We start from the raw sequence: 14,957 nt of genomic DNA on the forward strand, positions 1-14,957 counted from the left end.
AATAAAAATAGGCTAAGACCTAGTCTCGCCCATTTCTTATCTACTTGATAATACCGTCAATGCTAAGGCAATGGCTAGCCAGAAAAAGACTAAAATACCTGTCAAACGTTGCATCACAGCTTCAAAACCACGCGCCTTACTACGTTCAAACAAATCACCTGAGCTGGCATCAAATACATTGCTGGATTGGTTCTTAGTTGGTTGCATGAAAATCGCAATCACAATCACAACAGATAATACTAATAAAATGGTTAACAATAGGTTATACATATCAAACTCCTTAAAATCCCTATTATTTTACCATAAAATCTACTTAGATTCAAGATGTAGGGTTACTTTTCTTTCCTTGGGACAATACTTTAACACCTCAATCTTGTCTGGATGAGTTTTGGAGTTCTTACTGGTTAGATAATTCATGCTGCCACAAGAGGAGCACTTGAGATTGATTTTTACTCGCACTAGATTTCCTTTACTTTTAATAACGATCTAAATTGCACTAAGTTACATAAACAACTGAAAGCCACACAAGCTGCTGTCGCATAAAAGACAGCATGGTAGCCCAAATATCCTGCAACTGCGGATCCCGCCATAGGTCCGATCACTCCACCAAGGTAAAAAAAGACTTGGTTGAAGGCGAAAATCCTTGAAATACCTGATTTTGGAGTCATTTTGCTAAGAAGGGCATTGACTCCTGGTATGAGAGCACCTGTTCCCAAACCAAAGAGAAAACGATACAAGCCAAGTTGAAGGGGGCTGGTTGCATGAGCACAAAGTAGGTAAATGATGACGGAATAAATCTGCGCCGTGACCAACAATCTATGATTCCCTACCTTATCGCCAAGTTTTCCTAGAAATCCAGCACTCATCATGCTAGAAAATCCCATGCTGGATACGATCAATCCTGATACAAGGAGGAGACTTTCGGACTGCCCTAAGTCCCGCACATAGAGAGCTAGAATGGGGCCAATTGATTGAGCTGAAAATTGAATGACAAAACTAGTCAAAAATAGGTTTACTAAGAGCCTAGGATACTTGAAAGAAGAAAATAATTCTTTCGTTGGGATAGCCTTCTCCTTAGCCACTGGCTGAAAATCTTCCTTGATGAAGAAAATAGTTAGGATTGCAGCTAAAAATAAGAAAGCGCCTACCAATAAAAAGACATTGCGAATGCCAAAAATTTCAGCAATAAAGCCTCCAACAAAGGGACCCGTCAATGTTCCTGCAACAACTCCTGTAGATAGAGTCCCCAGAGCCGCTCCAGACTTATCTTTGGGTACCTGACTAGCAATCAAGGCCGTTGCATTGGGGACAAAACCAGTAAATACACCATTGAGCAAGCGCAAAAAGAGTAGCCAACAGATATTTGGCACGAAGGCCAAACCTCCCATCGTAATGGTCATGGCAAGACCTGCTCGAATCATCATGGGCTTTCGTCCATATTTGTCAGCAAGAATACCCCAGATAGGAGAAACTAGAGCTGCTGAAACAGCCGAAACTGAGATGGCTAATCCAGCATAAAAAGCAACTTGATCCCCTTCAATTCCCAACTGCTCTACAAAGATAGGCATGAAAGGGACGACCAAGGAGATACTGGCTCCCGTTAGAAAACTACCGAACCAGGCGACACGAAGATTCTCTTTCCAACTAATCTCTTGCACAGCTATCGCCTCCTTCAAGTAATTTCACTACTTGACCCACAAGCTGATCGCGACTGCCATTATTATCTAATATATGGCTCGCCAATTTTTTCTTTTCTTCTAAAGACCACTGGACTGCCAGACGCGACTCAGCTACTTCCTTAGAAAGATGATCCCGTTTCATGAAACGTTCCACCTGAACATCTCGATCCACATAGACCAGCCATGTTTCATCAAACCAAGCACTGTAGTCCTGTTCAAAAAGTAGGGGAATATCCATGAAAAAAATCGCTTCTGTCTGAGTCAACTGGTCTCGCAATGCAGCCAATTCCTCACGAATAATCTCCCCTTGGGTTTGCTTAGACCATTCCCGCTCCTCAGGATTTGAGAAGATGAGACTAGCCAGGAGAGGGCGATTGAGTTCTCCATTTTCTAAGATAATTTCTTGCCCAAAGTGCTGGACTAAGAGCTGATAAAGACGACCACCAGGTTTTTGTAGTTGGTGGACGACTGCATCGGCATCCACCACTTGAAAACCTTTCTGTCTCAAAAAATTTGTCACAGTTGATTTACCTGAAGCGATACCACCTGTGATTCCGATGATTTTTCCCATCAGTCCCTCCTTTGACACTGGGGACAAAAATGAGTTCCCCTTCCGCCAAGCTGGAATTTCTCAATGATGGCGCCACAGCGTGAACATGCTTGACCAGTCTTATCATAGACCTGATGAAAATCCTGCATGGTTCCATCTTCCCCAAAGGCATTTGTATAGGTTCGAATAGTTGAACCCCCTTTTTCAACAGCCTGACTCAAAACAGCAATAGTCTGCTTATGTATAGCTGACACCTCCTCTAACGTTAAAGTCTGGGAAGGTCTTGCTGGATGAACCTGAGCTCGCCAGAGAACCTCATCCACATAGATATTGCCAAGACCAGCTACCAAGGTCTGGTCTAAAAGGTGGGATTTGATAGGCTTTTTAGACTTAGCTAGGGCAACTTGAAAGACCTGTAAATCAAAGTCTTGCTCCCTTGGTTCAGGACCTAGTTTCTTAGAAATAAAGTAGGCATCCAACAGGTCGGGTGCCAATAGTTCCATAGTACCAAACTTGCGTACGTCCTCATATACAAGAGTGCCGCCATCTTCAAACTGGATGAAAACATGGGCATGCTTGCGTTCAGGTACCTGATCTGGATAGTAAAAATACTTGCCCTCCATCCGCAAATGAGAAATCAAGACCTTGTCTGTCAAGTAAAAAAGCAAGTATTTACCACGACGTCCCATTGACTCGATAATCTGACCAGGCACTTCCTTTCGAAACTCGTCCACATCTGTCTTAATCATCTTGGGATAACGAATTTCTATACTCGAAATCTTCTTTCCTATAATCAATTTTTCTAAGCCACGACGAACCGTTTCAACCTCAGGTAATTCAGGCATAAATCCTCCTTCTGTAAAAACAAGAAGCAGGCATGAGCCCACCTCTACTTAGTATTCTTTTTCATTATAGCCAAAGTCAGCCAAATCTAGCTTTTTATCACGCCAATTTTTCTTGACCTTGACCCAAGTTTCTAGGAAAACCTTATCCCCTAGCATGAGTTCGATATCACGACGGGCCATAGTCCCAATTTTCTTGAGCATAGCGCCACCTTTTCCGATGATAATGCCTTTTTGGCTATCTCGCTCCACCATGATGGTTGCACGGATGTGAACCTTGTCTGTCTCTTCATCCCGTTTCATAGAGTCAACCACTACGGCAACTGAGTGTGGAATCTCTTCACGTGTCAAATGAAGAACCTTCTCACGAATCATTTCTGAAACCAAGAAACGCTCAGGATGATCTGTGATTTGATCAGCTGGGAAATACTGGAAACCTTCCTCTAGATTTTCACTCAAAATATCGATTAGTCGAGAAACGTTATTTCCCTGAAGGGCTGAGATAGGAACAATTTCCTTAAAGTCCATCTGGTTGCGGAAGTCATCAATCTGAGACAAAAGCTGGTCTGGATGAACCTTGTCAATCTTATTCACCACCAGAATCACAGGAACCTTGGCAGCTTTCAGACGCTCGATAATCATGTCGTCGCCCTTACCACGTGGCTCATCAGCTGGCACCATGAAAAGAACGGTATCCACTTCACGAAGGGTACTGTAGGCAGATTCCACCATGAAATCCCCAAGAGCTGTTTTGGGCTTGTGAATTCCTGGTGTGTCGATAAAGACGATTTGCTCCTTATCTGTGGTGTAAATCCCCATGATTTTATTGCGCGTTGTCTGCGCCTTGTCACTCATAATGGCAATCTTTTGCCCCATGACGTGATTTAAAAAGGTTGACTTCCCAACATTGGGACGCCCTAAAATGGCTACAAAGCCTGATTTAAATGTCATAATTTCCTCTTATAGTTTAAAATAGTATATCCCAAATGCGTGGGATAAAGATAAGTGCACCAATCACCGCAGCAAGAAGGGAAACCACAAGTACGGCACCAGCCGCCATGTCCTTGGCTTTCTTCGCTAACATAGAAAAGTGATAGTGACTGGCTAAATCCACCACATTTTCAATAGCAGAGTTAATAATCTCAAAGGCTACTACCAAGAAAATGCTCACTAGGAGAAAGAGCCATTCGATTCGTGACACCTGAAAAACAAAACCTGCAAGGATGACTACTAGAGCCGTCACTGCATGTTTTCGCATATTGCGTTCTTCCTTGAAAGCAGTCAGAATTCCTGTAAGGGCAAATTCTAAACTGGATATCAGGTCACGATTTTTCCATTTTCGTTTATTGTCTTGTGAGTCCATAGGCTGTTAAAATTTCTTCTTGTAAACCGAACATCTCCGCTTCTTCTTCCGGAGTGTAGTGATCATAGCCGTTAATGTGTAAAAAGCCGTGTACTGCCAAGAAGCCCATCTCACGCTCAAAGCTGTGGCCGTATTCCTCAGCCTGCTCATGCGCTTTATCGATAGAGATGAACAGTTCCCCAATGTAGGCATCAAACTCAGACATCATCTCTGCTAATTCAGGATTTTCAAGCAAATCTTCTTCATCAAAGGCAATGTTCAACTCTGGTTTATACTCAAGGCTGATGACATCTGTCGGACGGTCCGTGTCACGGTACTCGAGATTGAGTTCATGGCTACGCTCATTGGTCACAAAAGTAACTGCCATCTCCTTGTCTTCTTTTTCTATTTTTTGGGCTGCAAATTCCAAAATTTCTTGGGTTTGTTGCAAGATTTCTTGTGAAACTTGGCCAGTTTCATCTACCATTTCAATATACATGTACTTCTCGATTCTCTTTACTTGGCTTTATTATACCATATTTCCATGATTTTATTCTACCTTTTTGATATAATACTATGGAATACAATCACAAGGAGAGAACGATGTCATTTGACGGATTTTTTTTACACCACATGGTTGAGGAATTACGAAGCGAGTTGGTCAATGGTCGCATTCAGAAAATCAATCAGCCTTTTGAACAAGAGTTGGTCTTGCAAATCCGCAGCAATCGCCAAAGCCATCGTCTGCTCCTCTCTGCCCATCCTGTTTTTGGGCGCATCCAGCTAACCCAAACGACTTTTGAAAATCCAGCCCAACCTTCGACTTTTATCATGGTTTTGAGAAAGTATTTGCAGGGTGCCGTGATTGAGTCGATTGAGCAAGTGGAAAACGACCGTATTGTGGAAATCACCGTTTCCAATAAGAACGAAATTGGGGACCACATTCAGGCTACCTTGATTATCGAGATTATGGCTAAACACAGCAATATTCTCCTCGTGGATAAAAGTAGCCATAAAATCCTCGAAGTCATCAAACACGTCGGCTTTTCACAAAATAGCTACCGCACCTTACTGCCAGGCTCAAGCTATATCGCTCCACCAAGTACCGAGTCTCTCAATCCTTTCACTGTCAAGGATGAAAAACTCTTTGAAATCTTGCAAACCAATGAACTAACTGCAAAAAATCTTCAAAGCCTCTTTCAAGGTCTAGGACGTGATACAGCAAACGAACTGGAAAGACTCCTGGTTCGTGATAAGCTTTCTACCTTCCGTCACTTTTTCGAACAAGAAACCAAGCCATGCTTGACTGAGACTTCCTTTAGTCCAGTTCCTTTTGCAAATCGTATAGGAGAGCCTTTTGCCAGTCTTTCTGATCTTCTAGATATCTACTACAAAGATAAGGCAGAGCGCGATCGCGTCAAACAGCAAGCCAGTGAACTCATTCGCCGTGTTGAAAATGAATTGCAAAAAAATCGCCACAAACTCAAAAAACAAGAAAAAGAATTACTGGCAACGGACAACGCTGAGGAATTTCGCCAAAAAGGAGAATTACTGACAACCTTCCTCCACCAAGTTCCCAATGACCAAGACCAGGTTATCTTGGATAACTACTACACGAATCAACCTGTTACCATAACGCTTGATAAGGCCCTGACTCCCAGCCAGAATGCCCAGCGCTACTTTAAACGCTACCAAAAGCTCAAAGAAGCTGTTAAATACCTGACTGAGTTGATTGAAGAAACCAAGGCAACTATTCTCTATCTGGAAAGTGTGGAAACTGTTCTCAATCAAGCTGGACTGGAGGAAATCGCTGAAATACGTGAAGAATTGATCCAAACAGGCTTTATCCGTAGAAGACAGCGAGAGAAAATCCATAAGCGCAAAAAACCAGAGCAGTATCTAGCAAGCGATGGCAAAACCATCATTTATGTCGGTCGAAACAACTTGCAAAATGAAGAACTAACCTTTAAAATGGCTCGCAAGGAAGAACTTTGGTTCCACGCCAAGGACATTCCTGGCAGCCACGTCGTCATCTCAGGCAACCTCAACCCTTCTGACGAAGTCAAGACAGACGCTGCAGAACTTGCTGCATATTTCTCTAAAGGACGCTTGTCGAACTTGGTTCAAGTGGATATGATTGAGGTCAAAAAACTCAACAAACCAACTGGTGGAAAACCTGGCTTTGTGACCTATACAGGACAAAAGACCCTCCGTGTCACACCAGACCCAGAAAAAATCGCATCCATGAAAAAATCCTGATTTCACTTGAAATCAGGATTTTCTATTACAAATTTAGTCTGCAATCAAGGTTTCCAATCCAACCTTCATCATATTGGTGAAGGTGTTTTGATTTTCTCAGCCAGTTTTTAACAAGTCTCAAAGAGCGAGATAGTGATCAAAAACTGAGATATCTTCCTCTTTCAAGTAACAAGGTTTTGTTACTATCTTCTAAAATTTTTTTATTGTCTCAATTTCGAAAAGACTTCCCCAATCTTGCCTTCAATGACCAATGTAGCTTGGCTGTCTTGTGGAATACTGGTTTTATTGATAAGGACCAGATTTGTCCCCGAAAAATAGTTTACTAGGCTAGCTGCAGGATAAACAACCAAAAAAGTCCCACCGACAATCAGCAAGTCTGCCTGCCGAATAGCTTGTGCAGCCTGGCTAAAGACATCCATGTCAAGCGATTCTTCATATAAGGTCACGTCAGGCTTGACCACCTTGCCACAGTCTAAGCAGTGAGGAATCGGTCCCTCGAGGGCCAGAAAATCAGGTAAGTCATAGAAACGATGACAACCTAGGCAGTAATTACGGTCCGCACTCCCATGCAATTTAAAGACTTTTTGGGAGCCAGCCATTTCATGAAGACTATCGATATTTTGTGTCACAACAGCCTTGAGCTTACCTGTCTTTTCCAAAGCAGCTAGATAAGTATGAGCAGCATTAGGCTTGGCTTCTGGATAAATCAGGTATTTTTTATAGAAGTCAAAAAAATCTTCTGGATAGCGCTCAAACATGGTCCGAGAAACGAGTTGCTCTGCCGTAAAATGACGGCCTAACTGATGACTATAAACACCATCTGAACTACGAAAATCTGGGATATTAGACTCGGTTGACACTCCTGCCCCTCCGAAAAAGACTATTCTGTGGCTTTTATCAATCAAATCTTGTAATAGTTCTATTTTATCCATCACATCTCTCCTTAAGCTGGGTTCTAAAAAAGTTGAAAATCAATAGTTCCAGCAATCTGATTTTCAACTCTTCCTTTATCATTACTGATATATTTGAGATTAAAGCATTTGAATCAATCTTAGAAATAACCTTATCTCAAAGTAATACGATGTTTAGTCTGCAATCAAGGTTTCCAATCCAACCTTCATCATATCGGTGAAGGTGTTTTGGCGTTCTTCAGCTGTTGTGTCTTCTTCTGGATTGACCAAACTATCAGAAATGGTCATGATAGCAAGTGCATCAACGTGGTGTTGGGCAGCAAGATAGTAAAGAGCTGCTGCTTCCATTTCCACAGCCTTGACTCCCCATTTACCAAGCTCGATGTTCTTTTCAAAGTAGTTTGAGTAAAAGACATCTGATGACAAAACGTTCCCAACGTGGGTGGTCATACCAAGTTCTTTGGCGATATGATAGGCCTTATCCAGCAAATCAAAGCTAGCGATTTGTGGGAAATCGTACTGTGGCCAGTCATTACGGATGATGTTTGAGTTAGTCGCAGCAGCTTGCGCCAAGACCAATTCACGGACATGGACATCCTCGTTTAAGGAACCAGCAGTTCCGACACGGATCAATTTTTTCACTCCGTAGTCCACAATCAACTCACGCGCATAGATAGAAATTGATGGCATTCCCATACCAGTTCCCATGACAGATACATGGTGACCCTTGTAAGTCCCAGTGTAACCAAACATGTTACGCACTTCGTTAAAACATACAGCGTCTTCAAGGAAATTCTCAGCAATAAATTTCGCACGAAGAGGATCCCCAGGAAGAAGAATTTTATCAGCAATTTCACCTTGCTTAGCAGCAATATGGATAGACATAGTTAAGATATAAAGGGCGACAGAGAACAAAGTAAAAATAGGAAACTGACGACGCATCGCAGATGCTAGACAGTTTATCTTTTTTACATAGTTCTCCGCCCGTATTCAGTTCAGCAAATACGGTTTACCCATCCTTTCTTTTATTGTTGTTATGAAAAGTTTTCCGCTCGTGTTCAAATAAAAACACACGCTCTGCCTTTCTTTTTTATTTAGTTTGTTAATGAATCCAAAAATGCGTACAATTTTGCATTCATTTCTTGATAATCGTAAGCACGAATAGCTTCAGGTTTTTCGACAAATGGCAATTGTTTACTTTGCTCTTCCAAAGCAGCTGCTCCATCAGCCGCAATCAAGAGATCGACTGCTTCTGGATCGAATTCCAAGTGGGCTTGGGAGAAAAACGGACAATCTGACGTGGACAACCTCGACTGGTCGCAAGGACAACGACATCATCCGTCAATCCCGGCATATCACCATGCCAGTGACCAGAATCAAAGCTGGCGCCAAACAAGCTGACATGCGGATCCGCCAATCCTTCAGGCGTTAAATCCACAGGATACACTCCAATTTCCCACTCTGGACTGTGTTCATACTCCGCGCCATAAGCAACAGACAGGAGCTGCGCACCCAGACAGACACCAACGATGTAGCAATCCGCCTTCATTGCTTTTTGAATAAGTTTAATCTCAGCTTGCGGATCATAGTAAGGGAAGGTTGCGCGATCCTCATCTGGTGATTGTGGTCCTCCCATGACAATCAAAAAATCGATCTCATCCACTGTCTCAAGTAGAGCTTCTCGCTCGTAGACCTTGGACATCGTCACCTGATGACCACGCTCCTGCGCCCACTTTAGATAAGCACCCGGTACTTCAAAAGTTTCGTGCAAGACAAAATGCACTCTCATCGTTTATTCTCCCATCTATTTTGAATCACATAAGACATACTAGCAGCTAGTGCTAGTGGTAGAATCAAAGCCCAGCTCTGTCCTGTAAAACCAAGACTTAGGGCAATGGCAGTCAAGGGAGCTTGTAAGGTCGTCCCTAAAAAGACGGTCGCTCCAAGCAACATTCCTAGAGCAGGATCTAGGTGAATGCCAACGACTGTCAAAAGCAAACTCGCTAAGTAGCCAGATCCAATCCCCAAGGCAAATGACGGTGTCAAGGTCCCTCCGTAAGCCCCATTTCGTAAGAGGAGATAGGTTAGGAACCCTTTTACGGCCAAGGTCAAGGCTAGACTAGAAAGTGGCTGGCCTGATAAGAGGGTTTGGGCTAGAACCTGTCCATTTCCCATAAAAATCGGGTAAAAGATCACAATGCCAGCGAACACCACAAATGCTAAAGGCAGAGCCAAAAGAATGGTCCAATCCTTCCGCCGTTTGCGACTAGCCCGATTGGCTAGAAAACGAAAGGCCAGTGCCAAAGGAGTAAGCAATAGAGCCACTATGACAGCCTGGATAAAACTACTGGCTGACCAATGAACTGGCGACATATGATATATAGCACCATGTCCAACGATTGGCTGGGCAATCCAAGTCGCCAAATAAGAACTAGACAAGACCAGTAAGATATTTTTCCAGTGATAGGCCAACCCTAATGTCTCAAAGACAAACAAGCTACTTGCAAAGGGAACCTGATAAACCGCAGCCAAACCTGCTCCAGCTCCACAAGCAATCAAAACTCTTTGCTCTTTGATCGTCAAGGACAAGACTTTCCCCAAACGACCAGCTAGAAGAGCCCCAACCTCACGTGGGGCTCCTTCTTTTCCGACCGAAGCGCCAGCTCCAACAATCGCAACCTGCATAGTTGCATGAAGGAGGTGGGCTAGGGGCGCTGGATCTCTATCTCCAACCAGGTCGATTTGCCTGCGAATAGAGAGAATTTTATAACGCTCTTGTAGAATATACCAAAAACCAGCTGCCAAAGTCCCTGTCACACATAAGACAAGAAATCTACGAAGTCCTCCAGCTTCTTGAAATTGCTGGAGCAGATCAGATCTCTCTTGGCCAAAAGCCAACATTTGCACGCCTTCTAGCAGATAATGACAGGCAATTCCGACTAGACCCGTACCTACTCCCAAAGCAAGAGTGGCAAAAAGCAAACGCCATTCGTAGGGCAGTCTTTGGAGTCGTGCTTTCATCATCTTACAATTCAGCAAGAATAGCTTTCAGCAAACCTTTGAAATCACCCTTGACACGTTCAGTCACTTCCACAACTTCTTCGTGGTTGAGTTCTTCTTGGAAACCAGCCGCAAAGTTAGTAATACATGAAATTCCTAGAACTTTCAAGCCAGAGTGGGCTGCCACGATAACTTCAGGAACAGTAGACATACCAACTGCATCTGCTCCAAGGGTCTTATAGGCACGAATCTCTGCTGGTGTTTCATAAGTTGGACCAGTTACACCGATATAGACACCTTCATCAAGCTTGATACCAAGTTTTTTAGCTACTTGATGAGCTACAGCACGGTATTCAGGTGTGTAAGCTTTAGACATATCAGGGAAACGAGGACCGAAATCATCCAAGTTTTCACCCATCAACGGATTTTGACCCGTAAAGTTGATATGGTCTGAGATAGCCATCAAAGTACCAGGACCATAACCAATACCTCCTGCAGCATTGGTTACAATGACACCTTCGCATCCGAGAACTTTCATCACACGTACTGGGAAAGTCACGACTTCCAGAGGATTTCCTTCGTAGAAATGGAAACGACCTTGAAGAGCCAAGACCTTGCGACCTGCAAGTTCTCCATATACCAATTTACCAGCGTGACCGACTACTGTCGAACGGCCCCAGTTTGGAATATCTGCATAGTCTACTACAACTGGATTTTCAATTTCTTCTGCCAATTCTCCAAGACCTGATCCAAGGATTAAACCAAATTCAGGCGCTTTGATTCCTTTATCTTTCAGAAAAGCAGCTGTTTCCTTGATTTTATCTAAGAATGTCATTCTGTGTCTCCTTTATTATTTTTTAGCATTTGACCGATTTTGTCAAAGGTTTTTGCGTTGCGAATGGTGATGTTGCGATAGAAAGGCATCTTGAGCAAGTACTTGTGATAAGCAGTCTTAGAGTAGGATTCTTCAGAGAATTTTCCCCAGAAAATACCAAGTTTTCCAAAATGAACGACTTCATCTTCCAGTACCAAGCTATCCACTTTCTCAATGACTTGAGCCACATCCAAACCCTCTGTGTAGAAGAGCACATCTTTTCTAGCCAGGTCTTTGGTCCACCAATCTGGCAGATTCTCCAGCTCTGCTTCATAATCTTCCTGACTCAGCAAAGAAAAACTCTGAATAAATGGATAATGGGCTTCAAAGAAAGCCTCTAACTTTTCAACCAATTGAGATTTTGAGTCTGTCGAAGTAAAGAAAACATTGCCACTGTTGATGTAGGTTTCAACATTTTCCAGCCCCAACTCTGTCAGTTCTTGACGAAGTTGCGCCATGACAACCTTATTTTTCCCACCGACATTAATGCCTCGTACCAGTAAAGCATACCGCGTCATCTTATACCAATTTATCTAAGAAACTTTCCCCAATCATAGCAGTTTCCACACCAAAGTTATCGGCAACAGTCGCTGAGATATCTGCGAAATGTCCAACTGGAATGACACCATTTCCTTTAAAGGCAGGACTGTAAGCCAAAAGTGGGATATATTCACGAGTGTGGTCAGTTCCAGCATAGGTTGGGTCATTTCCATGGTCCGCAGTAATCAAGAGAAGGTCATTCTCTCTCATGGCTGCGATAATTTCAGGCAAGCGTTCATCGAACTCATGCAAGCAATCACGGTAACCATGAGCATTGCGACGGTGGCCGTAAAGGGCATCAAAGTCAACCAAGTTTGTGAAGGAGAATCCTTTTTCAAACTCAGCAAATCCCATGGTTTTCAATAATGTATCAATTCCATGGCTGTTTGATTTATTGTGGCCCATATCATGGTTGATGCCCGCGCCGTTAAAGATATCGTTGATCTTACCAACAGCATAAGTATCGATACCTGCTTCGTTCAATTTATCTAAAACAGTTGGTGCAAATGGAGATACTGCCAAGTCACGACGATTTGCTGTACGAGTGAAGTTACCAGGTTCACCAACATATGGACGGGCAATGATACGACCTAAAAGGGCAGGACGCTCAAGGGTAATCGAACGAGCGTATTCACAGATACGGTAGAGTTCATCCAAAGGAATGATGTCTTCGTGGGCAGCAATTTGCAAGACTGGGTCAGCTGAAGTATAGATAATCAACTCTCCAGTTTCCATCTGACGTGGTCCAAAATCTTCGATAACAGCTGTTCCTGAGTATGGTTTATTGGCTTCACGAATGACCTTGCGTCCTGAGAATTCTTCGATTTTTGTCAAAATTTCTTCTGGGAATCCGTTCCAGAAAGTATCAAAAGGCTCAGTAATATTGAGTCCCATGATTTCCCAGTGACCAGTCATAGTATCCTTACCAAGGGATACTTCTTCCAATTTTGTTGCATACCCTGTTGGATTGCTTTCAGCTGGTACAGTCTTAAGAGGAGTTTCACGTGGAATACTTCCTAGACCGATTTTGGCCATATTTGGCACATTCAAACCAACTGTTTTTGAAATGTGCCCCAGTGTGTCAGAAGCTCCATCTGGTACCCCTGCATTGACAAAGTTATTAGCGTCTGGTGCTGCACCGATTCCTACAGAATCCAATACCACCAAGTGAATACGATTAAATTTTGACATAGTATGTCTCCTTATTACTTTGATTAGTTTGCTTTTGTTGAAGTTAAAACCTGAACTCCTTCTCGTCCAGCTACGATGACCTTATCCACCATTTGATTGAATAAACCGTGCTCTACAACACCAACGACATGGTCCAATTCTTGCCCAAAGGCAATTGGATCTTCAATGACATCCAAGGCTAGGTCAATGATAAAATTCTGCATATCGGTTACAAAACGCTGACCGTCTTTTTCACGAAAACTTGGTTTGTAGCCAGCTCGCTCAAAACGACGAAAAACTTGTTCTGCGCCATACCGAACCACTTCCACAGGCAATTTAAAAGCACCTAGTTTGTCTACCAGTTTGCTTTCATCCACCACCCAAATGTATTCTTTTGATGGTGTCGCTACAACCTTCTCCATGAGAAGGGCACCCCCACCACCTTTGATTCCATTAAACTGGCTATCCACTTCATCTGCTCCATCGACTGTCAGATCGACAAAGTCTACTTGGTCAATAGACTTGAGCGGAATATTGAGTCCTTCTGCCTGTTTACTGGTCACACTAGAAGTCGTTACAGCTGTAATCTGTAATCCTTCTTCCTTAGTCCGACGACCTATCTCTTCTACGAAATAGTAGGCAGTTGATCCAGTCCCCAGTCCGACAACCATACCATCGTTGACAAACTCAGCAGCCTTGATTCCTGCCATTTTTTTCAGATTTTCCACTTTAACACCTCCAATATAGAGCTACATTTATTATAACATGTATCCGTTTTTATTTCATGAATACACTTGAAAAACCCGAACATTTTTATTTCGGGTTTTTGTGACCTATTTAACCATATCAGGATCGTAGTCATAAAATCCTGTATCAAGGAAACGATTTTTTGGATGGAGCTTGCGCACTTCTTCGTCTAGCAAGAAGGCTTGATCATGGCTGAATTTGCCCTCTTGGATCAAACTGCGAGCTTGGATAAAGAGTTTAGCAATCTCAACAAAGTTCTGACCTGGAGTATAGAGTCCTTCTAACTTCCAATGGGTAAAACCATGCTCCACCAATTCTGTCAATTTGGTCATCAAATCAAGGTCATTGTTGGCAAAGATATGGGTACCATGATTGTCTTCAAATATAGAGTAATGACTCTCTGGGTCACTTGGTTCTGCCAAGAAGAGGTCACGCTTACGCGTCTTTTCATCATCAATATGCGTAAAGTTATAATAGTTTTGTAAGAGCGGACGCTTAGAATGGTGAATGACACTAGCTCCGTAAACCAAGACTTCAGCAGGAATTTCCAAAATCTCTGGCATCTTGAAGAGTTCAGCAGATGGAATTTCTCGCGCCAAGACCGCCTCAGAAGCTCCTGCCTTTTGACCCCAGAAGTTAATCTGACGACTGCTTGTCACCATGGTTGAAGCATCGTAGATAGTCTTGAAGGAATAGCCATCACGGTTGACCACATAAAAGACACCTGCATCTCCTACTGTAATATAGTCTGTCTTGATTTCTTCCAAGAAGTCTAAAAAGGGCTTGATACGGTCCATCATGTCTTGGTGCATGAGGGCGTTGACTGCAACGATCAATTCCTTACCCGCATTATGAACGAGATTAGCGATAGTGCGCAACTCTTCATAACTAAAGGTCGTTGGCAGACGAAGACCAAAATCTTTCTCACCGACATAGATACGGTCTACGCCAGCTTCGAGTAGTTGTTCAACTTGTTCAATACTTTCAGCAGTTGCTGTAATGATAATCTTTTCCATAAGGAAAATTATACCACAATTCTCAAA

General features: G+C 42.9%; 17 protein-coding genes and 1 pseudogene. 1 reads left to right on the forward strand and 17 read right to left on the reverse strand.

Annotated elements, in window-relative coordinates:
- Positions 1–36 precede the first annotated feature (36 nt).
- The 8 genes from secG to ybeY are packed head-to-tail and all read right to left on the reverse strand — an operon-like array spanning position 37 to position 4,912.
- Positions 37–270 (reverse strand): preprotein translocase subunit SecG, encoded by a 234-nt coding sequence (gene secG / locus AC4ME5_RS02075; RefSeq protein WP_000282517.1) that lies wholly within the window; start codon positions 268–270, stop codon positions 37–39.
- A gap of 39 nt (positions 271–309) precedes the next feature.
- Positions 310–459 carry a 50S ribosomal protein L33 gene (gene rpmG, locus AC4ME5_RS02080; protein WP_007519517.1) on the reverse strand — a complete coding sequence of 50 codons (150 nt, stop codon included), beginning with the start codon at positions 457–459 and terminating at the stop codon, positions 310–312.
- Positions 459–1,658, reverse strand: a complete 1,200-nt coding sequence (gene pmrA, locus AC4ME5_RS02085; protein ID WP_491799634.1) for a multidrug efflux MFS transporter PmrA — start codon at positions 1,656–1,658, stop codon at positions 459–461. The genes rpmG and pmrA overlap by 1 nt, the downstream gene beginning before the upstream one ends.
- Positions 1,645–2,250: a dephospho-CoA kinase gene (gene coaE / locus AC4ME5_RS02090; protein ID WP_247941493.1), complete on the reverse strand. Its 606-nt coding sequence runs from the start codon at positions 2,248–2,250 to the stop codon at positions 1,645–1,647. Before coaE ends, pmrA begins: the two co-directional genes overlap by 14 nt.
- Positions 2,250–3,074 carry a DNA-formamidopyrimidine glycosylase gene (mutM, locus tag AC4ME5_RS02095; protein ID WP_491799636.1) on the reverse strand — a complete coding sequence of 275 codons (825 nt, stop codon included), beginning with the start codon at positions 3,072–3,074 and terminating at the stop codon, positions 2,250–2,252. The genes coaE and mutM overlap by 1 nt, the downstream gene beginning before the upstream one ends.
- 48 nt (positions 3,075–3,122) lie before the next feature.
- Positions 3,123–4,022 (reverse strand): GTPase Era, encoded by a 900-nt coding sequence (era, locus tag AC4ME5_RS02100; protein WP_000143280.1) that lies wholly within the window; start codon positions 4,020–4,022, stop codon positions 3,123–3,125.
- Between the two features lie 16 nt (positions 4,023–4,038).
- Entirely contained in the window at positions 4,039–4,434 is a 396-nt protein-coding gene (locus tag AC4ME5_RS02105) for a diacylglycerol kinase family protein (protein ID WP_084938560.1), read from the reverse strand.
- Positions 4,415–4,912, reverse strand: a complete 498-nt coding sequence (ybeY, locus tag AC4ME5_RS02110) for an rRNA maturation RNase YbeY (protein WP_084938561.1) — start codon at positions 4,910–4,912, stop codon at positions 4,415–4,417. Before ybeY ends, AC4ME5_RS02105 begins: the two co-directional genes overlap by 20 nt.
- Before the next feature lie 104 nt (positions 4,913–5,016).
- On the opposite strand from ybeY, the gene pavA reads away from it, so the two are divergent.
- A complete protein-coding gene (pavA, locus tag AC4ME5_RS02115) occupies positions 5,017–6,672 on the forward strand; it encodes an Rqc2 family fibronectin-binding protein PavA (protein WP_491799638.1) in 1,656 nt (551 codons plus the stop codon).
- Between the two features lie 200 nt (positions 6,673–6,872).
- Here pavA and AC4ME5_RS02120 read toward each other — a convergent pair whose 3' ends face one another.
- The 9 genes and pseudogenes from AC4ME5_RS02120 to AC4ME5_RS02160 form a co-directional block, all read right to left on the reverse strand.
- A complete protein-coding gene (locus AC4ME5_RS02120; RefSeq protein WP_491799640.1) occupies positions 6,873–7,604 on the reverse strand; it encodes an NAD-dependent protein deacylase in 732 nt (243 codons plus the stop codon).
- Between the two features lie 153 nt (positions 7,605–7,757).
- On the reverse strand, positions 7,758–8,468 hold the full coding sequence (deoD, locus tag AC4ME5_RS02125) for a purine-nucleoside phosphorylase (protein WP_007521620.1): 711 nt from the start codon (positions 8,466–8,468) through the stop codon (positions 7,758–7,760).
- 209 nt (positions 8,469–8,677) lie between these two features.
- A pseudogene (locus AC4ME5_RS02130) lies at positions 8,678–9,372 on the reverse strand (glutamine amidotransferase-related protein).
- Positions 9,369–10,604, reverse strand: a complete 1,236-nt coding sequence (locus AC4ME5_RS02135; protein ID WP_491800066.1) for a chloride channel protein — start codon at positions 10,602–10,604, stop codon at positions 9,369–9,371. The pseudogene AC4ME5_RS02130 and the gene AC4ME5_RS02135 overlap by 4 nt, the downstream one beginning before the upstream one ends.
- Before the next feature lie 4 nt (positions 10,605–10,608).
- A complete protein-coding gene (locus tag AC4ME5_RS02140) occupies positions 10,609–11,418 on the reverse strand; it encodes a purine-nucleoside phosphorylase (RefSeq protein ID WP_061588112.1) in 810 nt (269 codons plus the stop codon).
- The gene (locus tag AC4ME5_RS02145; protein WP_096422388.1) at positions 11,415–11,975 is read right to left on the reverse strand and encodes a DUF1697 domain-containing protein; all 561 of its coding nucleotides are present in this window, start codon (positions 11,973–11,975) and stop codon (positions 11,415–11,417) included. The genes AC4ME5_RS02140 and AC4ME5_RS02145 overlap by 4 nt, the downstream gene beginning before the upstream one ends.
- A gap of 1 nt (position 11,976) precedes the next feature.
- Positions 11,977–13,188, reverse strand: coding sequence for a phosphopentomutase (locus AC4ME5_RS02150; protein ID WP_491799642.1), 1,212 nt, complete (start codon positions 13,186–13,188; stop codon positions 11,977–11,979).
- 23 nt (positions 13,189–13,211) lie between these two features.
- Positions 13,212–13,895, reverse strand: a complete 684-nt coding sequence (rpiA, locus tag AC4ME5_RS02155; RefSeq protein WP_096422390.1) for a ribose-5-phosphate isomerase RpiA — start codon at positions 13,893–13,895, stop codon at positions 13,212–13,214.
- A 105-nt stretch (positions 13,896–14,000) separates the two neighbouring features.
- Positions 14,001–14,930, reverse strand: a complete 930-nt coding sequence (locus AC4ME5_RS02160; RefSeq protein WP_491799644.1) for a peptidase U32 family protein — start codon at positions 14,928–14,930, stop codon at positions 14,001–14,003.
- Positions 14,931–14,957: the final 27 nt, after the last annotated feature.

This window comes from Streptococcus sp. A69 (genome assembly GCF_058556195.1).